This is a genomic window from Aquirufa sp. 5-AUSEE-100C1, from assembly GCF_054558655.1.
On sequence record NZ_JBPXKO010000002.1, the window covers coordinates 1 to 23,951 of the forward strand.

The 23,951-nt window shown below is 43.3% G+C and carries 19 protein-coding genes; 14 read left to right on the top strand and 5 right to left on the bottom strand.

What is annotated here, in order from left to right; genetic code table 11:
* Window positions 1-374 precede the first annotated feature (374 nt).
* Window positions 375-1,637 carry a DNA recombination protein RmuC gene (locus ACMH5P_RS03825; RefSeq protein ID WP_459492998.1) on the top strand — a complete coding sequence of 421 codons (1,263 nt, stop codon included), beginning with the start codon at window positions 375-377 and terminating at the stop codon, window positions 1,635-1,637.
* 184 nt (window positions 1,638-1,821) lie between these two features.
* Here ACMH5P_RS03825 and ACMH5P_RS03830 read toward each other — a convergent pair whose 3' ends face one another.
* Genes ACMH5P_RS03830 through ACMH5P_RS03840 form a run of 3 tightly spaced genes read right to left on the bottom strand, consistent with a single transcriptional unit; the run spans window position 1,822 to window position 6,090 of the window.
* Window positions 1,822-2,049 carry a zinc ribbon domain-containing protein YjdM gene (locus tag ACMH5P_RS03830; protein ID WP_459492999.1) on the bottom strand — a complete coding sequence of 76 codons (228 nt, stop codon included), beginning with the start codon at window positions 2,047-2,049 and terminating at the stop codon, window positions 1,822-1,824.
* Window positions 2,050-2,080: 31 nt separating this feature from the next.
* A complete protein-coding gene (locus tag ACMH5P_RS03835; RefSeq protein WP_459493000.1) occupies window positions 2,081-3,943 on the bottom strand; it encodes a YgiQ family radical SAM protein in 1,863 nt (620 codons plus the stop codon).
* 32 nt (window positions 3,944-3,975) lie between these two features.
* Window positions 3,976-6,090, bottom strand: a complete 2,115-nt coding sequence (locus ACMH5P_RS03840; RefSeq protein ID WP_459493001.1) for a S9 family peptidase — start codon at window positions 6,088-6,090, stop codon at window positions 3,976-3,978.
* 110 nt (window positions 6,091-6,200) lie between these two features.
* On the opposite strand from ACMH5P_RS03840, the gene ACMH5P_RS03845 reads away from it, so the two are divergent.
* From ACMH5P_RS03845 to ACMH5P_RS03895, 11 genes are all read left to right on the top strand, one after another.
* Entirely contained in the window at window positions 6,201-7,205 is a 1,005-nt protein-coding gene (locus tag ACMH5P_RS03845) for a glycosyltransferase family 2 protein (protein WP_459493002.1), read from the top strand.
* 48 nt (window positions 7,206-7,253) lie between these two features.
* Complete coding sequence (locus ACMH5P_RS03850; protein ID WP_459493003.1) at window positions 7,254-8,006, top strand: EboA domain-containing protein; 753 nt, start codon at window positions 7,254-7,256, stop codon at window positions 8,004-8,006.
* 112 nt (window positions 8,007-8,118) lie between these two features.
* The gene (locus ACMH5P_RS03855; RefSeq protein WP_459493615.1) at window positions 8,119-9,024 is read left to right on the top strand and encodes a TatD family hydrolase; all 906 of its coding nucleotides are present in this window, start codon (window positions 8,119-8,121) and stop codon (window positions 9,022-9,024) included.
* The gene (gene eboC / locus ACMH5P_RS03860) at window positions 9,024-9,911 is read left to right on the top strand and encodes a UbiA-like protein EboC (protein ID WP_459493004.1); all 888 of its coding nucleotides are present in this window, start codon (window positions 9,024-9,026) and stop codon (window positions 9,909-9,911) included. The genes ACMH5P_RS03855 and eboC overlap by 1 nt, the downstream gene beginning before the upstream one ends.
* 10 nt (window positions 9,912-9,921) lie before the next feature.
* Entirely contained in the window at window positions 9,922-11,067 is a 1,146-nt protein-coding gene (locus ACMH5P_RS03865) for a 3-dehydroquinate synthase (RefSeq protein WP_459493005.1), read from the top strand.
* Between the two features lies 1 nt (window position 11,068).
* Entirely contained in the window at window positions 11,069-12,250 is a 1,182-nt protein-coding gene (gene eboE, locus ACMH5P_RS03870) for a metabolite traffic protein EboE (protein WP_459493006.1), read from the top strand.
* Window positions 12,232-13,596, top strand: coding sequence for an alkaline phosphatase family protein (locus tag ACMH5P_RS03875; RefSeq protein WP_459493007.1), 1,365 nt, complete (start codon window positions 12,232-12,234; stop codon window positions 13,594-13,596). The genes eboE and ACMH5P_RS03875 overlap by 19 nt, the downstream gene beginning before the upstream one ends.
* Window positions 13,597-13,629: 33 nt before the next feature.
* A complete protein-coding gene (locus ACMH5P_RS03880) occupies window positions 13,630-13,992 on the top strand; it encodes a hypothetical protein (RefSeq protein WP_459493008.1) in 363 nt (120 codons plus the stop codon).
* 4 nt (window positions 13,993-13,996) lie between these two features.
* The gene (locus ACMH5P_RS03885; protein ID WP_459493009.1) at window positions 13,997-15,196 is read left to right on the top strand and encodes a parallel beta-helix domain-containing protein; all 1,200 of its coding nucleotides are present in this window, start codon (window positions 13,997-13,999) and stop codon (window positions 15,194-15,196) included.
* A gap of 2 nt (window positions 15,197-15,198) precedes the next feature.
* Window positions 15,199-16,209, top strand: coding sequence for an SO2930 family diheme c-type cytochrome (locus ACMH5P_RS03890; protein ID WP_459493010.1), 1,011 nt, complete (start codon window positions 15,199-15,201; stop codon window positions 16,207-16,209).
* A gap of 81 nt (window positions 16,210-16,290) precedes the next feature.
* Window positions 16,291-16,713, top strand: coding sequence for a hypothetical protein (locus ACMH5P_RS03895; RefSeq protein WP_459493011.1), 423 nt, complete (start codon window positions 16,291-16,293; stop codon window positions 16,711-16,713).
* Between the two features lie 28 nt (window positions 16,714-16,741).
* On the opposite strand, the gene leuS is transcribed toward ACMH5P_RS03895, so the two are convergent.
* Window positions 16,742-19,558 carry a leucine--tRNA ligase gene (leuS, locus tag ACMH5P_RS03900; protein ID WP_459493012.1) on the bottom strand — a complete coding sequence of 939 codons (2,817 nt, stop codon included), beginning with the start codon at window positions 19,556-19,558 and terminating at the stop codon, window positions 16,742-16,744.
* Window positions 19,559-19,679: 121 nt separating this feature from the next.
* On the opposite strand from leuS, the gene ACMH5P_RS03905 reads away from it, so the two are divergent.
* Window positions 19,680-20,633, top strand: coding sequence for a sulfite exporter TauE/SafE family protein (locus ACMH5P_RS03905; RefSeq protein ID WP_459493013.1), 954 nt, complete (start codon window positions 19,680-19,682; stop codon window positions 20,631-20,633).
* On the opposite strand, the gene ACMH5P_RS03910 is transcribed toward ACMH5P_RS03905, so the two are convergent.
* On the bottom strand, window positions 20,630-22,600 hold the full coding sequence (locus tag ACMH5P_RS03910) for an FG-GAP repeat domain-containing protein (protein ID WP_459493014.1): 1,971 nt from the start codon (window positions 22,598-22,600) through the stop codon (window positions 20,630-20,632). The genes ACMH5P_RS03905 and ACMH5P_RS03910 overlap by 4 nt on opposite strands.
* Window positions 22,601-22,645: 45 nt before the next feature.
* On the opposite strand from ACMH5P_RS03910, the gene ACMH5P_RS03915 reads away from it, so the two are divergent.
* Window positions 22,646-23,938 (top strand): UDP-N-acetylmuramoyl-tripeptide--D-alanyl-D-alanine ligase, encoded by a 1,293-nt coding sequence (locus tag ACMH5P_RS03915; protein WP_459493015.1) that lies wholly within the window; start codon window positions 22,646-22,648, stop codon window positions 23,936-23,938.
* Window positions 23,939-23,951 lie beyond the last annotated feature (13 nt).

Below are 23,951 nucleotides of genomic sequence, written 5' to 3' on the forward strand. Positions count from 1 at the left end.
TAAGTAAGCTCCAAGTTATTCAAACAGACCTGCACCAAAAGTGTGGGTCTTTTTTTTGCCTAATAGTCGCTAGTCGTCAGTGTTCAGTGGGCAGTAGTCAGTGGGCAGTAGTCAGTGGGCAGTAGTCAGTGGGCAGTAGTCCGGAGGAAAACTCTTACCTCTTACCTCTAACCTGGTTTTTCAAGTCCGAAGGGAAAGTTCTTAGTTCTCCAGTAGTCAGTAGTCAGTGTGCAGTAGGCAGTAGTCAGTGGTCAGTAGTCAGGTGTCCGAAGGATTAGTTCTTAGTTCCTAGCTCTAACCTCTTACCTGGTTTTTCAAGTCCAAAGGATTGTTCTTAGTTCTTAACTCTTAGTTCTTTTCCCTATATTTGCCACATGACTATCGTATATATCCTTATCGCCCTCATCGCTGGATCGGGAGGCGCCTACCTCCTACTTCAAGGCAAAATAACCCTATTACAAAGCCAATTGGCTCAATTATCCAACGTCCAATCCAAAGTGGAATCGCTTGAACTGGATAATAAAAACCTGTTTGGAAAAGTATCCCAACTCGAAGGTCAAAACGAAACACTCAAAGCAACTGTCGAAAGCCAAAAGGCCGACGAAGATAAACTACGAAAAATGTTAACCGATATAAGTAATGAATCGGTTCTCCGACAAGGTCGTATGCTCAGCGAGCAACAACAGGTTAAATTAAACGATGTTTTAAACCCACTGAAGGAGAAATTGCAGGCATTTGAAACACAGGTCAACGAAGGTCAAAAAAACTCCTTACAACAAAATACTGTACTATTAGAGCAAATTAAAAACCTGACTAACCTGAACCAAACTGTTACCCAAAAAACGGAAGACCTGACAAATGCCCTCAAAGGCTCCAATAAATCCCAAGGAAATTGGGGTGAAATGATATTGGAACGCGTTTTAGAAAGCTCCGGCCTCAAAAAAGGCCAAGAATACGAGACCCAATTCGTGACCAAAAACCAAACGAATGAAACCATTAAACCCGATGCGGTTGTATTTCTTCCCGACAACAAGAACCTCATCATCGACTCCAAAGTATCACTAACTGCCTATGAACGCTATACAAGCGCTGAAGATGGAACAATCGATAAAGAACAAGCGCTCAAAGAGCACATCGAATCACTAAAAACCCATATTAAATTACTTTCTGCTAAAGACTACCACACCGGTTTAGGCCTCAATAGCCCCGATTTTACCATCCTATTCATCCCCATTGAATCAGGCTTCGTAGCTACCATCAGCCAAGATACGACCTTGTTTAATTACGCATGGGAACGTAAAATCGTTTTGGTGTCCCCTTCTACCCTATTAGCAACCTTACGGACCATCGCATCCGTTTGGAAGACCGAATACCAAACACGAAATGCACTGGAAATAGCCCGTCAAGCTGGCGATCTCTACGACAAATTCGTAGGCTTCACCAAAGACATGGAAGACGTAGGCAAACACATCAAAAAAGCCGAAGACGCCCACAATGACGCCCTCAATAAACTCAGCTCCGGCAAAGGAAACCTTGTAGGCCGCGCCGAAAAACTACATAAACTAGGAATCAAATCCACCAAGAAATTAAACCAAGGATTGATTCAAGATGAGGAGGATGAGGTTGAGGAGGAATAGCTAAAGAGGTAAGAACTAAGAGGTAAAAACTAAGAACTAATCCTTCGGACTTCGGACTTATTCCCTTCGGACAACTGAATACTGCCCACTGATGAACTAAGAACTAAGAGTTAAGAGTTTTCCTTCGGACTTCGGACTTATTCCCTTCGGACTAGTGACTAGAGACTAGCGACCATCGACTCCCCTACGCCTTCTTCAGAAACTCCGTTCTCAATACCATCATCGACTTTTCTACCTTCCCTTCTATCTCATCCGCATCATCCGTCAAACGAATATTCTTTACCATTGTACCTCGCTTAATCACACTCGATGAGCCACGTACCTTCAAATCTTTAATGACCGTTACCGAATCGCCATCTTTCAAAACAGCACCATTGCTATCGCGAACGATTAATTCATCATTTTCATCCATTGTATTCTATTTTGGTTAACTAATTCAATCTTTATTTCTTGCCCCAGCCCGTTTTATTATTTCGGAAACCCAACAATCTTTGTGCCAAATCAGGCCGCTTCAAATACGTCAAACGATTTCGAATCCAATCCTTGTATTCCGCCTTATACCAGAAGAAATACTTATTCTGATTCTGCTTCTCCTCCCGCGTCTTCGCCGTTTTAATCGGCTGCAAAGTATACGGATGCACACCCGAATAATAGATCACTTCCGCCACCGTCATCGGTGTGGGCGTGAAATCCTGCACCTGCTCCAATTGGAAGCCTAAATCCTTCGTTTCCGCCGCCAAATTCGCCATATCCTCCTCCTCACATCCCGGATGCGACGAAATAAAATAAGGGATCAAGGGCTGCTTTAAACCGAATTTGGCAGAAATCTCATCATATTTCTTCTTAAACGCATGGAAATACTTAAACGATGGTTTCCGCATCACTCGTAAAGTGGCATCCGAAGTATGCTCAGGAGCTACCTTCAAACGCCCCGACACATGGCGCGTAATCAATTGCTCCATGTATTCATCATGATTACCATCCTGATTGTTCTTATTAAAATCATCTACCAATAAATCATACCGCACACCCGAACCCACAAATGCCTTCTTCACTCCCGGATGGGCATCTACCTTCCGGTAAATCTCCGTTAATGGCGTGTGATTCGTATCTAAATTATTACAGATCACCGGATGTATACACGAAGGACTCACGCACTTAGCACAAATCGATTCATCCTTCCCCTTCATGCGATACATATTCGCCGATGGACCTCCCAAATCCGATATATAACCCTTGAAATCCGGCTGCTTCGTGATTTGATCCACTTCCTTCATAATCGATTTCTCACTCCTCGAAGCAATAAACTTTCCTTGATGCGCAGAAATCGTACAAAAACTACATCCACCAAAACAGCCCCGGTGCATATTCACCGAAAACTTAATCATTTCATAAGCTGGTATCGGTCCTCTCTTTTTGTACTTCGGATGCGGTAAACGAGTATAAGGCAAATCAAAGGATTTATCCATCTCCGCCTCCTCCATCGTCTTAAATGGAGGATTGATAACTAAAAGCTCGTCTCCTACTGCCTGCGTAATCCGATTCGCCTGCCACTTATTCGACTCCACCTCCACAATCTTAAAATTAGCCGCGTATTTAATCTTATCCTGTAAACATACCTCATGACTGGCCAACTCCACCGTTTCCCAATCTCCAACCACCGGCAAAGCCTCTGTTTGCTTCTGCAAAAAAGCCACTTGATTAATATCCGTTAATTCACTCAGCTTCTTCCCAGATTTCACCCCACGAATAATCTCACGCAAAGGCTGTTCGCCCATGCCATAGACCAGCATGTCCGCTTTCGAATCCACCAAAATAGATGGAAACAACTTATCCGCCCAATAATCATAATGGGTAACTCGACGTAACGATGCCTCAATCCCCCCAATCAAAACGGGCACATCGGGATAAATTTCCTTTAAAATCTTGGAATAAACCGTCGTAGCATAATCAGGACGAAATCCTGCCTCACCACCCGGTGTATAGGAATCATTTGAACGCAAACGCTTATTGGCCGTATAATGATTCACCATCGAATCCATACAACCCGCCGTCACACCGAAAAAATACTTGGGCTTTCCTAATTTCTTGAAATCACGTAAGTCATCCTGCCAGTTCGGTTGGGCCACAATACCCACCTTCAATCCCTCACTTTCCATGATCCGACCAATCACCGCCGTTCCAAAAGCAGGATGGTCCACATAAGCGTCGCCGGATATTAATATCACATCGAGCTCATCCCAGCCACGCTTTTCCACTTCCTTTTTGGTCAAAGGAAGCCAATCGGTAATCGGTCTTTCTTGCATGGCGCAAAATTAAGGAAAAACAAGGGTTTTACCTATTTCATCAACTGCGCTTTTAAGTAATCCGCAGTGGTCTGAAACACCCGTAAAGCGTTAGAAAATTTCATCCAATGATGCGTATCATCCACAATGACCAAAGTCTCCATCGGCACCTTCTTCTTTTGCAAACGGTTGATCAAATCTATGCTTTGACTAAATGGCACATTTCGATCATCATCCGCATGAATAAAAAGCACGGGCGACTTCCATGTGTCTAAGGAAGAGATCGGGGAAGATCGATACGAAAGACTCGTTGCCCAATCTGCATCCGGCGCCTTATGGGGTCCTGCCAAAGCATCCATCGGTAATTCACGTTGATGCGCCCAATCATGTACTCCATGTATATCCACGCCAGTTGCAAATAATTTTGAATCACGTGCCAAGGCTAATGCCGTTAAATAGCCTCCATAAGAACCTCCATACAAAGCTATTTTCTTTGGGTCCACAAAGGATTGTTGGGCCAACCACTCCCCTGCCGCCTTGATGTCCAAATACTCAGATGCACCCCATTGTCCAGCAGATTTTGGATTATGAAAATCATAGCCATAACCAATACCCAAGCGATAATTCACAGATAAAACCACAAATCCCAAATTCGCCAAATACTGATTCAATGCATAGGCATTTGAATAGTAATCTGAATAATGCCATCCTAATAACATCTGACGCGGAGGTCCTCCATGCACGAAAATGATTGCCGGTTTTTTCTGACTTCCATTCGAATTATCAAACAACTGCCCATGAATGCTTAGGCCATCCAAAGATTTAAATACCACCTGCTTAGGCTCAACTAACAACTTTGTCGGAAATTCAGCTGGAATTAAGCTCTCAGTTACCGAACGTGTACTTGAACCCGCCGTTACCATTAATTGAGGTGCCTTTTGCGCGCCAGCCCCTAGGTAGGCATAACCTCCTTGGACGGATACAGCCGACCATTCATTCCCGACACCCGGGGTAACCACCTTCATGTCGGCTTTATCCACAGATACTTGACATATATGGCGACGATCTTTATCCGTCACATCCGAGCCAGTATTTGCATCAAAAAATACCGTATTCCCATCTGAACTGACACTTAAATGCTCTACCATAAATTCTCCAGGACTGAGCAATAATGGCGCTCCTCCACTCGCTGCAACAGAATAAGCATGAGGCCAGCCATCATGATAAGACGTAAATACCAATCGGTCCTGTTTCGGCCAATGTAAATTCGTCCCCCCATGGGTCGTTGGCAAAGATCCACGATACGTATTCGGTGCTTCCCAAACCAAGCTTGATTTCTCCCCGGCAACTAAGCCTACCTTGCGGATTGACCAAGGAATCCGCTTCCGTTGCGTCAGCGAGTCCGTTGAGCCGCCTTCTGCTGGTGTACGGATAAAGGCCAACTGGCTTCCATCCGGTGACCAGCGTGGACTAAAATCATTGGCAAATGAAGGATTCACAAAATTCAAATTGGCTTTACCCAACTCAAAATAGCCAACAAACGAATGATCTTTCCGGTCGGCAACAAATGCTATTTTCTTCCCCCCAGGTGCCCAAGTTAAGGAATGTACGTTCCCTCTTGTTCTGAATAAGCGAACAGGAACATCTAAAAAATCTTCATTCTCATTCGTATCCAACTTACTTACCCAAGGCTGTCCTTCCTTAATGTAGGCGACCAACTTATTATCAGGTGAAATGACAGGATAATCTCCTTCCGAAATAATACGAATCGGGCCACCTGTGAAGGCAACCTGCATCACACGAACGGTTTGAGGTTCGATATTGCCCGAAGGATTTACCGCTTTCTCATCATCAAAATTAGCTCCATGATCCCCGCCTCGAACGAACAAAACCCATTTACCATCTTCAGATATGGAAATAGATGTTAGCTCTTGACCATCGTCATCCTTGTAATTCGTTATTTTTCTTGCCTCAAAATTTGGTGCTTCAGCCACATAGACATTGCGGACACCCTTTTCATCCATCGCCCAAGCTAGTTTATCGCCTTTGGAAGAACGAACTAATTCAGTTGGGAAAGCATATGACTTTACCGCCTCCAAAGTAAATTTTTGTGCTAAAGAAGTGAATTGTATTGCGATTAGAACGAGGAAGTATACGAATTTACGCATGATAATTTTTCGGATTTTATAGACGAAATATAAGCAATGTATCACGCAAACAAAAAGAAATACAGGTCAAGCTGTTTAAATAAACTAAAATCAAACTAATTTTGAAGTTTATGGATGTATCAATCGTATTTGTCAATTATCGAACTGAAGCGCTCTTATTAGATTGCTTGCGAAGTTTGTATACACATACCAAAACCATCCAATTTGAATGCATCGTTGTTGATAATCACCCAATTCCAGGTGCCAACGAGGCCATACTGAATGAATTCCCAAAAACGACTTGGATAAATTCCGAAGGAAATGTGGGTTTCTCAAAAGCCAACAATCAAGGTTTAAGACTTGCAAAAGGAGATTATGTGTTGTTTTTAAATGCTGACACATTACTATTTGACAATGCCATTGAGAAAGCATGGAAACATCTGAAACTTGACTCAAACTTAATTGCTCTCGGCGGTATCCAAGTTGACGCCCAACTAAACCCCATCCCATTTTATCGGACCCTCAACGAAATTCGACGAGATTTCTACATTTTGCCGAATCAGCGTCTTTGCCAAAAACTCGTTGACAAATTATTGCCGAAAGAAGAATTTAATCAAGCGGAAGAAACCAATAATATAGTGGGTGCGTTTTTAATGGCCGACAGAAAAACGCTCCTCGATATCAATGGTTGGGACGAAGATTTCTTTATGTATGCGGAAGATGCTGAAATATCCTTTCGATTACATCAAAAAGGGAAATTGGCCTATTTTGAAGATGTAAAATTTATTCACCTCATCCAGGAAAACCCATACCGTCGGACCGACTTCTCTTGGGTCAATCGATTTGCCATGCAAATCCAAGTTTCCAATCTACTATGGGTCCGAAAGAGTTACGGGATACTCGCATTGCTAGTTATTTTTATTAATTACTCAATCCTGGCACCTCTCTTTTGGGCTTGGAAAATTAGCATCAACATCTTAAATGGCAAAAGATGGAATGAGGATACACGCAATCAGCGAATTTTTAGCCAAAAGCTCGGCATATTATACCGCTATTTTTGGCCAATAATTTTCCTAAAAAAAGGTCCATTTAGGATAAAAGATGACGAGAATATTGATCATCTCAATAAATCATAAAAATCCTCATTTTTTTTAGTATTTTCGTTGATAGGAACCTAATTAGCCGTGAAAACGAATCTACAAATCACTGAAACGATTGCTGCCTTTGCCAATGAATCCGAATCAAATTGGATGGCAGATCAATTTCTATTGGAGGGCAAGTCACTCAGCTTAGCTTTTGTCAAAGTCCCACGATTTGTCTCGAAACGTCTCATTACAGATGGAATGTTTAAGAATTGGAACCTCGACCAAGTCGTTCGTTTAGCAATTCTAACAAAGCTTGATGAAAAGCAAGTTGACCTTCTATTTGAAACAGCTGAAATGCAAGAAGCCGTTGCGCTGACAAAATCCTTGCCCTATTTAGCCAATCCGATCCATTTTTTGTTACGTGCAACCGATGCGGTTCGATCGAACGTGGGTCCTGTTTTTGACGCAATCGCATTCGATAATACGTATCCAAGAGATTATTTCAGCGAAGCTGCCTGGAATCAGTTGGTTTTAAAATGCATATTCAATGATAAGGCTATCCACCATATCATTGGTTTAGACGAACGCGCTAATGCAGAACTAGCGATGACGCTTTCCGACTTTGCACATGAACGCTGGTCAGCAGGCCGTCGGGTACCGTCACAAGTTTGGCGACTGATACCTAGATTTATGAACGAAACATTACAATCTGATATTGAAAGGTTAATTCAATCTGAAAATTCAAGCGATGTACGAGCAGCATCATTGGTAAAACAAGAAGTCCAAATTCCAGGCAGTACGCAAGGAATGTGGCAAGAATTAGAAAAAGCAGAACCTATATATACCGCCTAATATGTGCCAAGAACATAAACCCGTTGGTAATCCATCCCATTTCGAAGGAACCGAGCAAGAAAAAACGACAGCACACGCTGTTGATGGTTCTTTTGCCCAATATACCCAAGGCATGAAATTCTTTGATCCGCATGTGCACATGACCTCGCGGACGACCGATGATTACCAAGCTCTTGCCGATGCGGGTGTGGTTGCATTGATTGAACCTGCATTTTGGTTGGGCCAACCGCGTACGGGATTAGCGTCATTTAAGGACTATTTTGCCAGTTTAGTAGGATGGGAACGGTTCCGTTCGTCTCAATTTGGCATCAAACATTATTGCACCATCGGTTTAAATTCACGGGAGGCAAATCATGAAGCATTAGCCGAACAAGTGATGGAAATATTACCTCTATTCTTGCAAAAAGAAGGTGTTGTGGGTGTCGGCGAAATCGGTTTTGATGACCAAACAGCCGCGGAAGAAAAATACTATCGCGCGCAGTTGGAACTGGCCAAAGAAATGAACCTACCCGTTCAGGTACACACCCCCCATCGCGACAAGAAAAAAGGCACGGAACGTAGCATGGCGATTGCTTTGGAGCATGGAATCAAACCGAACATGGTCATTATTGACCACAATAACGAGGAAACGGTGAAGTCGGTCCTCGACCAAGGTTTCTATGCCGCGTTTACCATTTACCCGTTCACCAAAATGGGCAATGAGCGCATGGTGGAGATTGTCAAACAATACGGTCCTGAACGCATCATGGTGAATTCAGCGGCGGATTGGGGGATTTCAGACCCCTTAGCCATTCCAAAAACAGCAGCTTTGATGAAAATCAAAGAAGTTCCTGATGAACATATTCGATTGGTTACTTACCAAAATGCTTTGGATGCTTTTGCGCAAAGTGGTCAGATTCAAGAATCGGATTTTATCAACGGACTGGAAATTGATCAGACCCAAAAGTTTAATGGCAATACGGTTTTACGAGGTGGACAGGCGCCGCGTGTCAACAAAGATTCCCTAATCATTCGTTAATGCGCACCAAAATACGAGCCTTTCTTGAACTTATGCGACCCGCGAATGTCATCACAGCTTTGACAGATGTCTTGGCGGGAATGGCAATTGTGGGATTTACCTTTGGGACCTTGGATTATCAATTTTGGCCGGTCATTTTTCTAGGAATCTCAACCATGTGTTTGTATGCTGGAGGGGTTGTCTTCAACGACATCTTTGACCATGAATTAGATACCATCGAACGTCCCGAACGTGCCTTACCGAGCGGCCGAATTCAGCGAATGGAAGCTGTATTTGGAGGTGTGGTCTTATTAGCACTCGGAATATTTTTAGCCTTTTGGCAAAGCCGGTTAAGTGGAATCGTATCCATTGTCATAACTATACTTGCCTTGTTCTATGATTATAAAGGGAAACACATGCGCATCTTTGGCCCAATCAACATGGGGCTTTGTCGGGCTTATAACCTGATGCTAGGCATGAGTGTGTATGAATTGGGTGTCTTGGAAAACTTCCAGCTCATCTTGATTCCCTTGATTTACATCGCTGCGATTACCTTGGTTAGTCGGGGCGAGGTACATGGCAGTCAGCCAATCACCCTCTGGTTCGCAGCAGTTCTTTTCATCCTTGTCCATGCTAGCCAATTGGCGGTAGGATTCCAAACGGGAAAATACCTATACATGTTGCCCTTCGTTTTGGTACATGCTTATCTCATTTTTTCTAAATTATTAATTGCCATTAAACATCCCATCGGTCCTAATATTGGCCAAACCGTCAAAACAGGTGTCCTAACACTTATTTTGATGAATGCAGCCTGGGTAGCCCTGAGTGAACAATATTACATGGCATTTGTTACCTTAGCCTTATTACCGATCTCCATGTGGGTAGGTAAAAAATTCGCCGTTTCATAACATCGATTTCATGCAAGTTTTACAACAGCAATTTCAAGTTCCCTTTCAATACCAAGTGATTTTCACGAAACACTTGTTTGAGGCAAGTAATAAGACCTTGTGTGATTTTATATCGAATTTTGGCCAAAGCAATTTTCGCAAACGGATTTTGTTCGTCATTGATAAAGGGGTTGCCGATGCACATCCAAGCTTGACAAGTTCCATTGTATCCTACTTTGAGACGAATAATGTCGCAGATCTGGCACCAGAGCTGTTGGTACTACCAGGCGGTGAAGTTTGTAAAAACGATCCACGTTTCTATGAAGAAGTGGTAAGGACGATTGACGAGCATCGGATCGACCGCCATTCCTTTGTGGCGGCGATCGGTGGGGGTGCCTTTTTAGACATGTCGGGCTATGCAGCCGCCATCTCGCACCGGGGAGTCAAATTAATTCGCATACCTACTACCGTTTTATCTCAAAACGATTCAGGTGTTGGGGTTAAGAACGGGGTGAACTACTTAGGCAAGAAGAACTTCTTAGGGACCTTTGCTCCAGCGGTGGCTGTATTTAATGATGTGGCTTTTTTAAGTACTTTGGAAGATCGCGATTGGAGGTCTGGCATTGCGGAAGCGATCAAAGTAGCCCTAATTAAAGATTTAGCCTTTTTTGAGTGGTTGGAGGCTAATGTTTCCGCCATGAATGCCCGTGATGAAAAGGTGATGACGGAACAGATTTATCGTTGTGCCGATTTACACATGAAACATATTTCGGGAGGAGATCCATTTGAATTGGGCTCTGCGCGGCCTTTGGATTTTGGGCATTGGGCGGCACATAAATTGGAATACCTATCGGATTTTAAGATTCGACATGGAGAGGCAGTTGCTATTGGTATTGCATTGGATTGTGTGTATTCGCATTTAATTGGTGCGATTAGTTTGCCTGATTGCGAACGAATCATTGCGGTAATTAAGGGTTTGGGATTTGATGCCTATCATCCCGCTTTGGCAGAAAACGAATGCCAAAACCTACATAAAGGATTGCAAGAATTCCAAGAGCATTTGGGAGGCCATCTGACGATTACGCTTTTAAAGAAATTAGGAAAAGGGGAAGAAGTACATGAAATGGATTTTAAAACAATCCAAGATTCGGTTGCTTTTTTAGCCAAATACGCATAAAATGGAAACAGCCTACGGACACTTGAGTTATTGCAGCAACATCCATCCCGGTGAGATTTGGGAGGAGCATTTCGCTAATTTACAGGTAACCGTCCCCAAGGTCAAAAATGAAGTATGCCCTAATGAACCCATGGGTTTAGGTTTGCGCATAGCAAATCAGGCGAGCATCGATTTAAGTGAGGACAAGAATAAATTGGCCGCGCTAAAAGCCTGGTTATCCCAAGAAAAGCTTTATGTATTTACGCTGAATGGTTTTCCATACGGTGGATTTCACAATACAATTGTTAAGGATCAAGTCCATGCACCGGATTGGACATCTCAAGATCGGGTGAATTATACCCGACGGCTAATCGATTTATTAAGCCAAATTATGCCTGATGATTTATCTGAAGGAGGAATTTCTACCTCACCACTTTCATACAAATATTGGTGGGATAATCGTTCGGCAGCCTGTGCTCAGGCGACCATGGAATTATTGAAACTCGTGCCCTATTTGGCCCAAACGGAACAAAAAACGGGCAAGTGGATTCATATTGATATCGAACCTGAACCCGATGGCTTGTTGGAGAACCACCGCGAATTCGTGGATTGGTACACAGATACGTTGATCCCGTTCGCCATCACGGCAGGCGTACCGGAGGAATGGGTTCGCCGGCACATTCATATTTGCTTCGATGTTTGCCATTACGGAGTTTCCTTTGATAAACCTGCTGAATCCCTCCAAGAATTAGCTGCGAAAAACATTTCAATCGGGAAAATCCAAATTAGCTCCGCTCTACGCGTTGACCTTCGAAATCAAGCATTGGAACGAATTGAGGCACTAAAACAATACGAAGAACCTACCTATCTACACCAGGTGAAGGCCTTGAGAAAAGATGGTTCCTACGATCAATTCAAAGATTTGTCGGAGGCCCTGGAACAATACAAAGAAGGCGTGTATGATGAGTGGCGTGTGCATTTTCATGTGCCCTTATTTTTAGACTCTTATGGCTTATTGAATTCCACGCAGGCTGAGATTTCAGAAACACTAAGCTATCATCAATCACATAATGTGACGCGTATGATGGAAATTGAGACCTATACATGGGGCGTTTTACCGGCAGAATACCAGGAAAACATTGAGACCTCTGTGGCACGTGAAATCACGTATATTCAAGAATTATTATGCAAAAAACCGTCGTAATTGATATTGTTGGGCTTAGTGAAAGCGTCCTCGGAAAACACACCCCTTTCCTAGACGGCTATATTGCTGGTAAAAATAAGGCAAAAATCAAGCCCCCTTTTCCGGCAGTGACAACTACATCCCAAAGTGTCTATTTGACGGGCAAGTATCCGAGTTCCCATGGAATCGTAGGAAATGGTTGGTATGATGCGGTCGACTCCGAAGTGAAGTTTTGGAAGCAATCCAATAAACTGGTGGGGGATGAAAAGATTTGGGATGCGGCGAAAAGAAAAGATTCAAAATTTACTTGCGCCAATTTATTTTGGTGGTATAACATGTATTCGAGTGTGGATTATTCGGTAACACCCAGACCGCAATATCATTCGGATGGGGTTAAAATGCCGGATTGTTACAGTCATCCGGCCGACTTGCGGGATGAATTGCAGGAGGCATTTGGAACATTTCCCTTGTTTAATTTCTGGGGACCGAATGCGAATATCAAATCCACAAATTGGATTGCGAATGCGTCGATCTATGTTGACAAGAAATATGATGCAACTTTAACCTTCATCTACCTCCCCCACTTGGATTATTGTTTACAGAAATTCGGGGTGGATTTTGATCAAATTAAAGGTGATTTGCAGGAAATCGATGGGGTTGTCGAGCGTCTAATTTCTCATTTCGAAAGCAGAGGAGCGAAAGTCATTATTCTATCCGAATACGGCATTAATGATGTTTCGAGACCGGTTCACCTGAATCGAATTTTACGAAATGTAGGATATCTCGCACTACGCGAAGAGCAAGGATTGGAACTATTGGATGCCGGTGCTTCACGAGCCTTTGCCGTTTCAGATCATCAAATCGCGCATGTTTATTGTCCGGATCAATCCGTCATTGAGGCTGTGAAATCGTTGTTGGCCCAAACATCAGGCGTTGCCAAAGTACTCTCGGGCGACGAATTAGCGGCCTACCACATTGACCACCCAAGGGCGGGAGATTTGGTTTTAATAGCGGATTCAGATGCTTGGTTTACTTACTATTATTGGTTGGACGACAAGAAGGCACCCGATTTCGCGCGCTGTGTCGACATCTTCAAGAAACCGGGTTACGACCCCGTAGAGATGTTCATGGACCCTAAAAATCCATTGATCAAATTGCGTGCGGCCTACAAATTAGCCCGTAAACTCGCGGGGTTTCGATACCGAATGGATGTAATCCCACTGGATGCAAACTTGGTCAAAGGTTCACATGGAAGTCCTTTATGCCAAGAAGAATATTATCCGTTATTCATTGCGGATTATCAGGCAACTGATAAAATGGAACCCACCGAAGTATATTCCTTGATATGGAATACAGTGTTTGAATAAATTGCTTAAATTGAAAATCTAAACTAATAAACAATGAAAAAAATCTTTAAAACGATCGCTCTGGTTGTTGCCCTGATGGGAACAGCTAAAGCGGCACATGCGCAAATGCCAAGCCCGCAGGAAATGGCGATGAATCAATTGAACCGCATGAGTTCCGAATTGAAATTGACCAAAGAACAAGAGGATAAAATCGAGCCCTTAATCATGACGCGCATCGAAAAGATGATGGAATTCCGTCAAGCGGGAATGGATCGCGAGGAGATGATGGGAGAAATGAAGAAAATCAATGAGGGCCAACAAGAGGCTTTGAAGGCAATTTTAACACCTGAGCAATTAGAGAAATACAAGACCATGCAATCGCAAATGCGCCCGGGCGGAGGTCCTCCACGTAACTAGACAGATGAAATATTTGCTATTCTTTTTTTGTTGGATGGGGCTTTTTCCTTTAATGGGACAAGCCCCATTTGAAAAGGCTCTTCAAACCCAATTCATTTTAGCCTCCGATGGGGATGTGATTGAATTGGAAGAGGGTAATTTTCAAATTAAGGGCAGCCTATCATTGGAAGGTAAGAAAAAGATCACCATTCGCGGTAAGGGAATGGATAAGACAGTATTGAGTTTTAAAAATCAAACGACGGGAGCGGAGGGTATTAAGATCACCAATTGTGAGAATATCATTCTAGAGGATTTAACCGTACAGGATTCGAAGGGGGATTTAATCAAGACGATGCATGTCAAAGACATTATTTTCCGTCGGATAAAAGCCGAATGGACAGGAAGTCCCAAATCGCAGAATGGCTCTTATGCCATGTATCCTGTCCTATGTACAAATATCCTCATCGATAGCTGTGTGGCGATTGGAGCGTCCGACGCGGGTATTTATGTGGGTCAATCTCAACACATCGAGGTGAAAAATTGTACGGCATACCAAAACGTTGCAGGAATTGAAATTGAAAATTCCTTGTATGCGGATGTACATCATAACCATGCCTATGGGAATACGGGGGGAATACTGGTTTTCGATCTGCCCGACTTGATTCAAAAAAAGGGAGGCTTTGTGAAGGTGCATGATAATTTGATTGAAGAGAATAACTTATCCAATTTTGCCCCGAAGGGAAATATCGTGGGTAAGGTTCCTAAAGGAACGGGCATGCTCATTCTCGCAACGAGTCATGTGGATATTTACGATAACAAAATCTTGAACCATCGAACGGTGGGCGTAGGGATTATCTCCTATTTCATGGCGGAAATTGCGATTAAGGATAAGGAGTACGACCCCTATCCGACGGCCATTTCGGTCTTCAATAATACCTTTCAACGTCGATTAGGTCGCGTGCCTTTGGAGGGTCGATTTGCTCAAATCTATCGCTTTAAATTACGATTTGGTCGGAATGTACCGCATATCGTCTATGACGGTGTTTTAGATGCGGCGCGTTGCGGAACAGATGGAAAATATTTAGGCCCTCATAAAATCTGTGTGCATGATAATGTAAACCAGTCGGTAGCCAATATGGATGCGGAGCACGACTTTAAAAACATTCAACGTAATCCAACTGATTTGGATTGTGTTCAGGAGTATGTCAAATCGAATCAATTCTAGGTATGCGTTACTGGGGATTTTTCGTCTTATTGGCTTTGATGTCCTACCAACCGGGCCCTAAATTCCCGGCCAAATTATCCGATTATGGATTTTTTGAAGGTAAGCCGCAAGACCAAAAACCGGCCAATGGTGTTACGCCCTACGAATTAGTATCTCCCCTATTTTCTGATTATGCAAGTAAGTTGCGATTCATTCAAATGCCCTCGGGGCAATCGGTGAATTACAACCCGGATTCAGTATTCCAATTTCCGGTAGGAACTCGAATTGTGAAGACCTTTTACTACCCGACCGATGAACGTCACCCGAATGAGGGCCGAAGATTAATGGAGACACGCGTATTAAGCCATGAAACCACGGGCTGGGTGGCATTGCCTTACATATGGAATGAGGAACAGACAGAGGCTTATTTGGAAGTCGCGGGAGGTACGAGTTTAGTGGAGTACAAGGACGCTAATGGTAAAAAGCAGCAGGTCAATTACGTCGTTCCCAATGTCAATCAATGCAAAGGATGCCATGAAAGGGATGGTGAAATGACGCCGATTGGACCTTCGGCCCGACAAATGAATTCGACGATGACCTATGCTCATGGTGCTGAAAACCAATTGGAGTATTGGAGTCGGACGAATCAAATGAAAGGTTTAAGTGGCAATCGACCTGCCTTCGTTTCTTATCTCGATGAAAGCGCTTCCCTGACTGAACGCGTGAAAGCATACTTGGATATCAATTGTGCGCATTGCCATAATCCGAAAGGACCGGCGAAAAGCTCGGGTTTATTTCTGGGGCATACCTATTATGGCTCAACGGCCTATGGAATCATGAAATCACCCGTAGCGGCTGGTCGGGGTTCCGGCGGATTAAACTACGACATTGTACCCGGCAAACCCTCCGAAAGTATCTTACTTTATCGAATGGACTCCCATGATCCCGGCATTATGATGCCTGAATTAGGTCGGAGTAAAATTCATAAAGAAGGTGTCGCACTCATCCGCGAATGGATTAAATCAATTCATTGATAATCATCCAATTAGTCATTTTTTGAATAGGAAAAGGTATTTCTCCGGGCGAAATTTGTATCATCAAACCTAGCCCGCCATATGAAGAAGAATACGAAAATTGATAATCAGTTATTGGAAATGATTCAGCCGAAAATTCAGTTCATAGAAAACAAATTTTCAAATGGAGAGGCGCTATCAGAACAAGATGTAAATACCTTATTAATCAAGTCGGCATTTGTCCAAATCAATCATTTAGATGAGCGAATCGATACAATAGCCGCGGATGTAGCACAATTACGATTAGATTTTATTGGACTAGAAAGTAAATTTCATCATCTGGAAGGTAGATTTCTTGCGCTTGAAGCTCGATTTGAAGCATTAGAAGCCAAATTTGAAACATTAGAAGCTAAATTACTAGCAAGCATCGAAAAAGCAATCCGAACCAATATCCGCTGGACTCTCGGTTTAATTACCTTCAGCTTGACCTTAATCAAAATCGTCGAACTAATTATTCTGAAATAAAAAGGGCCGATTCCTCGGCCCTTGAAATCTATTTTCCTAAAACAATGTTGACAATTCGTTTGGGTACTACAATGACCTTGGAAGGGGTTTTGCCTTCCAAATGTTTTTGTACCTGATCGTTGGCCAATACTCCTGCCTCCACTTCAGCCGGTGTGGCTGATGCAGAAAAGGCCAGCGTTAACTTTACCTTGCCATTAAAGGAGATTGGATAATTAAACTCATTCTCAACCAAGAATTCCGGATTAAATACCGGGAAGCTCGCATGCGAAATCGATCCTGCCTCCTCTCCTAATGCTACCCAAAGCTCCTCGGCCATATGAGGTGCGTACGGAGAAAGCAATAAGACCAATTCGCGAAGAACAGATTTCTTGTGGCACTTCAATTGCCCCAAATCATTCACGCAAATCATGAGTGTAGAAACGACCGTGTTAAACGAATATCGCTCCAAATCATCTTGAACCTTTCGGATGGCCGTATGCAACACTTTTAATTCCTCTGGCGTTGCAGGCGCATCTATTAAAATTGATTTCTGGGCCTGCTCATCGAAAAACAAACGCCAAACTTTACGCAAGAAATTGTGGGATCCCGAAATCGAATTCGTATTCCAAGGCTTGAATTGCTCCAATGGCCCTAAAAACATCTCATACACGCGAAGCGTATCCGCGCCGTATTTGGCAATTAAGTCATCTGGGTTAACGACATTGAACTTCGACTTGGACATCTTCTCCACTTCCCAGCCACAAATGTACTTGCCATCTTCTAAAATGAATTGCGCATCCGAAGGTACATCATTACGAGAACGCTTAAACTCTTCCACATCCATCACATCATTCTCCACAATATTCACATCCACGTGCAGGGCCGCCACATCGTATTGGTCCTTCAAACCATGTGAAACAAAAGTGACTGGATCCGAATTCTTCACGCGATACACGAAATTGGACCGACCTTGAATCATTCCTTGGTTGATCAATTTTTTCGCAAATTCTTCCTCCGCCACGTAACCTAAATCCTTCAAGAATTTATTCCAAAAACGAGAATACAACAAGTGACCCGTCGCATGCTCGGAGCCGCCAATGTATAAATCAACAGCCTTCCAATAATTCACCGACTCTTTTGAGGCAAATGCTGAATCATTTTGTGCATCCATGTAACGGTACCAATACCAAGAGGATCCTGCCCATCCTGGCATAGTCGACCACTCGTAATCGTATTGTCCCTGATATTTCCAGGAATCAGCTGCACGACCCAAAGGTGGTTCGCCCGTTTCAGTTGGTAAATACTTATCAATCTTCGGCAACTCCAATGGCAATTCCGACTCTTGAATCAAATAAGGCAATAATTGGCCATTTGCTGCTGGCTTAAAGTAAACCGGAACCGGTTCACCCCAATAACGCTGACGGGAAAATACCGCATTTCGCATACGATACTGAACTTTCCCTTTTCCGATCCCACGTTCCTCCAACCATTGAATCAAGGTTTCCGTGGCCTCTTTGTATCCCATGCCATTGATCATACCTGAGTTGATGTATTTCCCCTCCTTGGTATTATCCGCTTGTTTTTCAATATCCTTTTGGGCATCCAAAATCGCCGGAATAGGCAAATCAAAATGTTTCGCAAAGTTCCAATCGCGTTGGTCGCCCGACGGAACCCCCATCACAGCACCCGTACCATAACCCGCCAAAACGTAATCGGCTAGAAATAAAGGAACCCGCTCATTATTCAATGGATTAATCACATACGTTCCTGTAAATACACCCGAAACTGTTTTTACTTCCGATACGCGATCCAATTCCGAACGTGATTTCGTCCAAGTAATATAAGCATCCACATCCGCTTGTTGCTCAGGCTTCGTCAACTCGGCTACCCATTCATGCTCTGGTGCCAACACCATAAAGGAAACCCCATAAATGGTATCCACACGGGTGGTAAAGACCTTAATTTTCTTATCTGCAATTCCCTCAATTTCAAACTCCACATCCGTTCCAATGGATTTACCAATCCAATTGCGTTGTTGTTCTTTCAATGAATCCGACCAATCTACCTCATCCAATCCACGCAATAAACGATCAGCGTAAGCCGTGATGCGCATCGACCATTGACGCATCTTTTTCTGCTCCACGCGATACCCTCCACGCTCCGAAAGACCATCTTTAACCTCATCGTTGGCTAAAACCGTACCCAATTGAGGACACCAATTGACCACCGAATCATCCAAATATGCCAAACGGAAATTCAACAAATACGCATATTGCTCCTCTTCACTCATGGCATTCCAACGATCCGCTGAAATACGCTCTACATCCTCATCACAAACCGCTTTCAACCCAATGGAACCCTGAGAAGCCAAAATAGCTTTCAAGGTATCGATCGATTCCGCTTTATCTGAGGACTGATTATACCAGGAATTGAACAATTGCATAAAGATCCATTGCGTCCATTTGTAGTAAGATGGATCCGAAGTACGTACCTCACGCGACCAGTCGAATGAAAAACCCATGTTTTTCAATTGCTCGATGTAACGGGTAATATTTTGTTCTGTCGTAATCGCGGGATGTTGACCTGTCTGAATCGCATATTGTTCAGCCGGCAATCCAAAGGAATCAAATCCCATCGGGTGCAATACCTCAAAACCTTGTAAACGCTTATAACGCGCCATAATATCAGAAGCAATGTAACCCAGCGGATGACCGACGTGAAGACCCGCTCCCGAAGGATAAGGAAACATATCCAAGACATAATACTTGGGCTTGTTGGGATTCACTTGAGCTTGAAAGGTTTGGTTTTGTTCCCAAAATCCTTGCCATGCTTTTTCTATCTCACGAAATTGATACTCTGAACGCATATAAATTGTTTATTTTTCAAAAGGGGATGCAATTTACACGATTTTGTCGAAAAAATATTTACTCTACTTTATTGGTAGATTAAGTTAAGTCTATTAGTTTTGTAGGATAATTAAGAAAACCATGTCCACACCATCCGAATCGACGCCACCCAAATCCAAATTCCCTAGCTTGTTAAAAGCCATCAATATTATTTGGAAGCGTGAACGTAGCTTTACGGAAGTCATTATTCACATCAGCAATGCCTTGGCCTTGATGATTGTGGGACATTTGATTTTCACTTACCTGACTGCAGAAAAGGTGATTGCCGTATTTAATACGGTAGATTCATCGATCCTTTACTATGTATTAGGAGGATTCATTGCCCAAATGATCGATGGGGCTTTAGGCATGGCCTACGGAGTGACAGCGACGACCTTCCTTATGTCCGTAGGAATTACCCCCGCCGCCGCATCCGCAAGCGTCCATGCATCTGAAGTTTTTACTTCCGGTGTCTCAGGTTATATGCACTTGAAATTCGGCAATGTCAATTCCAAATTATTTAAAACGCTCGTTATCCCAGGAGTCATCGGTGCCATTTTGGGTGCTTACATTCTGTCATCATTGGAAGATTATGCGGGCTATATCAAACCCATCGTATCCATCTACACCCTCTTTTTAGGTGCCATCATCATTCGAAAAGCACTCATCAAACGACATGAGAAGCGCCAATTAAAGAAAGTGGGTTGGCTAGCACTTTTCGGTGGCTACCTCGATTCCATCGGTGGTGGCGGTTGGGGACCTATCGTATCCTCTACACTCATCGCCTCGGGGCGTCACCCCAAATACACCATTGGAAGCGTTAATTTGACCGAATTTTTCGTTTCCTTGGCATCCTCCATTACCTTCTTCACGGTGATTGGCTTGGGTTATTGGCAGGTAATCGCAGGCTTAATTCTCGGTGGTGTAGTCGCAGCTCCCATAGCAGCCAGATTGGCTAATAAACTACCTGTCAAGAGCATGATGATTCTTGTAGGAATCGTCATCATCATTGTGAGTTTACGCCAGATTGTTCTCGGTGCCGGAAAGTTCTTCTAGTCGTGTTGGATTTTTCGGGTACTTACCTTTCCCTGAAGATCCGTAAATCGAATAAAATGTATGGCTGAATTAGTCAATGGATACGTTATCCCAGATTGAATATTCATTCGATCAAGCTCTTGTCCTAGTCCATTAAAACATTGCAATTCGCCACTTTGGTTCGATAAGACATAAATCGTTTCTGAACTTGGATTCGGCCAAACTTGTAAAGTCTGAGAAACTTGTGCCTCCCAAACAGCTGACGTACTCTTATTTTCAAAAAGCTGAACACCGCCACCGCCCGTACCGACTACAAAATCCAAACGCCCATCCCCCGACACATCAGCGAGCTGAAGTCTTGCATTCCGTCCTATCGATGGCATCGAAAAATTAACCGAACGCCAAGAAATCTTGTTCGCATTAGCCTCATAATTCCCCACATGCAACAAGCCATCCGTATCAAATCCTACAAATTCAGCTTCCCCATCACCGTCTAAATCGCCGATTTGCGCACTCCGTAATTGCCATTTCTCCTGACTCAATTGTCCCCAATCCAAATTAGCCCCTAATTGAATTCTTCCAGACCGTCGATGAATGAGCAAACCCCATGGCGAAACAATAGGTACCTCCCCTGCACCCAAATCAATGGAATAGGGACTGATTTTTTGATTATCAAACATATACGAAACAGGTCCCGATATACCCTGAGCAGTCAATAAAATAGTCTCGCCCAAGGTTTGAAGAACAACATCATTCAACACCTCCCGTTTCGCCAATCCAAAGTAATCGGATGTTTTAAAGACCAAAAGCCCTTGTTGGTTTTCATACAAAACGATACCCGCCCCTTTTCGATTTCCCGTATGTCCAATTAATAAATCTAAATCCCCATCTCGGTCCACATCAACAAAACAAGGGCTCGCCTTCTCTCCCACATCAATCATCTGATCCTGAAGAAAAGGGATTGCTTTTCCGTTTATAATCCAAAATGAAGATCGCTGAAAATCCTGTTGGAACCCCGCATTATCAGGCGTATTCACCGAAACGAATACATCTTCCTCTGGACCGGAAAGTCGTAGAGGAACGGCCGACCAAAATACGCCTGCCCCCAAATTTAAACCCGATAAATAATCCGTATTGACCTGGCTGTATTTTACGTTAGGGCCAGAACCTGTATTTTTCAAAAAAGATAAATTGGGACAAGATACCTGCCCGAAATACAAATCATTATTGGCCGTTCGGCCTAAAGCATTTCCGACATGTGAAACCCGTTCTACGGATTGAATGGATTGTGATTTCAACACGAATTCGTTCGCATTAATTTGAATATCGAAACAATCATTGTGAAGAATTCCGCCCCAGGTAGTAACGGATTTCTCAAATAGCAATCCAGCGGAACCTGTCTTTTGAACCGACACATTTTCATGAAACTCGATGTAATGTCCTCCGGGTTCGAAGGCAAGTACATCCACATCCCCGTCATTGTCCACATCAGCCACCACGGGTATGTCGGGCGATGCCACATAAAGATTAACCAAACCCGAAAAGCCTGTCGTATATAGCGGGTTCTTGACCAATTCAAAATTAAACTTTCCCTGAATGATTTTTTGTTGGTACACTTTCATCCCCGCACCCGTGGCACAAAAAAGATCCTTCCATCCATCTTGATTATAATCCACCAGGATAAACCAATTCTCTATCATTGGAAATTGGGTAACGTATTCCGGAGCGTATCGAAAAGTTCCTTGAACGGATTGAAGAAAGGGGGAAATTTGTTGGCTCGTCCGATCAAAACAAACCACATCCAGCACAGAATCCCCATTTAAATCCATGCTCTGGTATTGCATGGAGTTCATGCCACCCGCCCAAGGATTGAGGAGTTTACTCGCATTTTGCTGGACAGGCATACCTTGAAAAACCTCAAATCGAAGGGATTGCCCTTGTATTTGTACACTTATCAAGCCCAATAAAAGGAATAAACAATTTTTCATTCGATATTTGCACCTGCACGAAATCAAAGGCTCGCTAAAATTAACATGAAGATTTTAAATTCAGCTCTTTTAGATCTTTTTCTATCCTCGACAGGTGTTTGTACGGACACACGCAAAATTCAAACCGGTAATTTATTCTTTGCCCTTAAAGGCCCGAATTTTAATGCCAACGCCCTTGCAAAAGAAGCCCTAGATAAAGGTGCCCTAGCAGCGGTCATTGATGATTCGAATTATGCCACAGGCGATAAAACGATTTTAGTCGAAGATGGCCTCAAAGCCTTGCAAGATTTAGCACACGATTACCGAAATACACTAAACATTCCAATTATCGGCCTAACGGGATCCAACGGAAAAACGACCACGAAAGAACTCTTATTTTCAGTCCTATCCCAAAAATATCACTGTTACGCTACGGCAGGAAATCTAAATAACCACATCGGTGTTCCCCTTTCCATCCTTCAAATCAAAGCGAATCATGAAGTCGCGGTGATCGAAATGGGGGCCAATAAACAGGGGGATATCAAGGAATTGGTGGAGATTGCCCAGCCGACACATAGTTTGATTACCAACATCGGGAAGGCGCACTTAGAAGGATTTGGCGGTGAAGAAGGCGTCATCAAAGGAAAAGGGGAATTATTCGACTACGTAGCAAAACATGGCGGAATGGTATTTTTACCCAAAGCCAAAAACGTCGTTCACAAGATGAGCCAAGAACGAGGTATATCAACATTTGTACAGGCAGATGAGGCAATGCCGACGCAATTGATTGAGGCAAAGCCAACCGTCAGTTTCTCCTGTGCAGATGGCAGTATCGTCCAAACGCACCTACCTGGCATTTATAATTTTGAAAATATTCAAATGGCAATTGCCGTAGGTAAAAGTTTTGGTTTGAGTGATGAAGCGTGTAAACAAGGCATTCGTTCTTACCAACCAACCAATCATCGCTCCCAATTCATCAAAATTGGATCCAATCAAGTGTTAATGGATGCCTACAACGCCAACCCATCTTCGATGGAAGCGGCCATTACCCACTTTGCTGAAACAGAGAACACTCCGAAGATTGTGATTTTGGGAGATATGTTTGAATTGGGAGATTTGGCTGCACAAGAACATGCAGCACTCGGCCGACTGATTGCTGGATTCCAATTTGCGAAGGTTCTTTTAATTGGAACAAACATGCAACATGCGCTGCAAGCCTTACCTCAAGCCTATTACTTCCCCGACAAATTTGGACTACACAATTGGTTACAAGATAACCCCATTAAAGATAGCTTTTTGTTGGTCAAAGGTTCCCGCGGCATCCAATTGGAAAGTGTATTACCCTTTCTAGAATCCTAGCGATTCGGAACTT

Excerpts from the sequence above, each read along its gene's own strand:
- ACMH5P_RS03825 (WP_459492998.1), top strand. The coding sequence starts at position 375 with ATGACTATCGTATATATCCTTATCGCCCTCATCGCTGGATCGGGAGGC.
- leuS (WP_459493012.1), bottom strand. The coding sequence starts at position 19,558 with ATGCGTTCAGAGTATCAATTTCGTGAGATAGAAAAAGCATGGCAAGGA.
- ACMH5P_RS03830 (WP_459492999.1), bottom strand. The coding sequence starts at position 2,049 with ATGGATGAAAATGATGAATTAATCGTTCGCGATAGCAATGGTGCTGTT.
- ACMH5P_RS03895 (WP_459493011.1), top strand. The coding sequence starts at position 16,291 with ATGAAGAAGAATACGAAAATTGATAATCAGTTATTGGAAATGATTCAG.
- eboC (WP_459493004.1), top strand. The coding sequence starts at position 9,024 with ATGCGCACCAAAATACGAGCCTTTCTTGAACTTATGCGACCCGCGAAT.
- ACMH5P_RS03840 (WP_459493001.1), bottom strand. The coding sequence starts at position 6,090 with ATGCGTAAATTCGTATACTTCCTCGTTCTAATCGCAATACAATTCACT.
- ACMH5P_RS03855 (WP_459493615.1), top strand. The coding sequence starts at position 8,119 with ATGAAATTCTTTGATCCGCATGTGCACATGACCTCGCGGACGACCGAT.
- ACMH5P_RS03835 (WP_459493000.1), bottom strand. The coding sequence starts at position 3,943 with ATGCAAGAAAGACCGATTACCGATTGGCTTCCTTTGACCAAAAAGGAA.
- ACMH5P_RS03845 (WP_459493002.1), top strand. The coding sequence starts at position 6,201 with ATGGATGTATCAATCGTATTTGTCAATTATCGAACTGAAGCGCTCTTA.
- ACMH5P_RS03905 (WP_459493013.1), top strand. The coding sequence starts at position 19,680 with ATGTCCACACCATCCGAATCGACGCCACCCAAATCCAAATTCCCTAGC.
- ACMH5P_RS03915 (WP_459493015.1), top strand. The coding sequence starts at position 22,646 with ATGAAGATTTTAAATTCAGCTCTTTTAGATCTTTTTCTATCCTCGACA.
- ACMH5P_RS03875 (WP_459493007.1), top strand. The coding sequence starts at position 12,232 with ATGCAAAAAACCGTCGTAATTGATATTGTTGGGCTTAGTGAAAGCGTC.
- eboE (WP_459493006.1), top strand. The coding sequence starts at position 11,069 with ATGGAAACAGCCTACGGACACTTGAGTTATTGCAGCAACATCCATCCC.
- ACMH5P_RS03910 (WP_459493014.1), bottom strand. The coding sequence starts at position 22,600 with ATGAAAAATTGTTTATTCCTTTTATTGGGCTTGATAAGTGTACAAATA.
- ACMH5P_RS03880 (WP_459493008.1), top strand. The coding sequence starts at position 13,630 with ATGAAAAAAATCTTTAAAACGATCGCTCTGGTTGTTGCCCTGATGGGA.
- ACMH5P_RS03865 (WP_459493005.1), top strand. The coding sequence starts at position 9,922 with ATGCAAGTTTTACAACAGCAATTTCAAGTTCCCTTTCAATACCAAGTG.
- ACMH5P_RS03890 (WP_459493010.1), top strand. The coding sequence starts at position 15,199 with ATGCGTTACTGGGGATTTTTCGTCTTATTGGCTTTGATGTCCTACCAA.
- ACMH5P_RS03885 (WP_459493009.1), top strand. The coding sequence starts at position 13,997 with ATGAAATATTTGCTATTCTTTTTTTGTTGGATGGGGCTTTTTCCTTTA.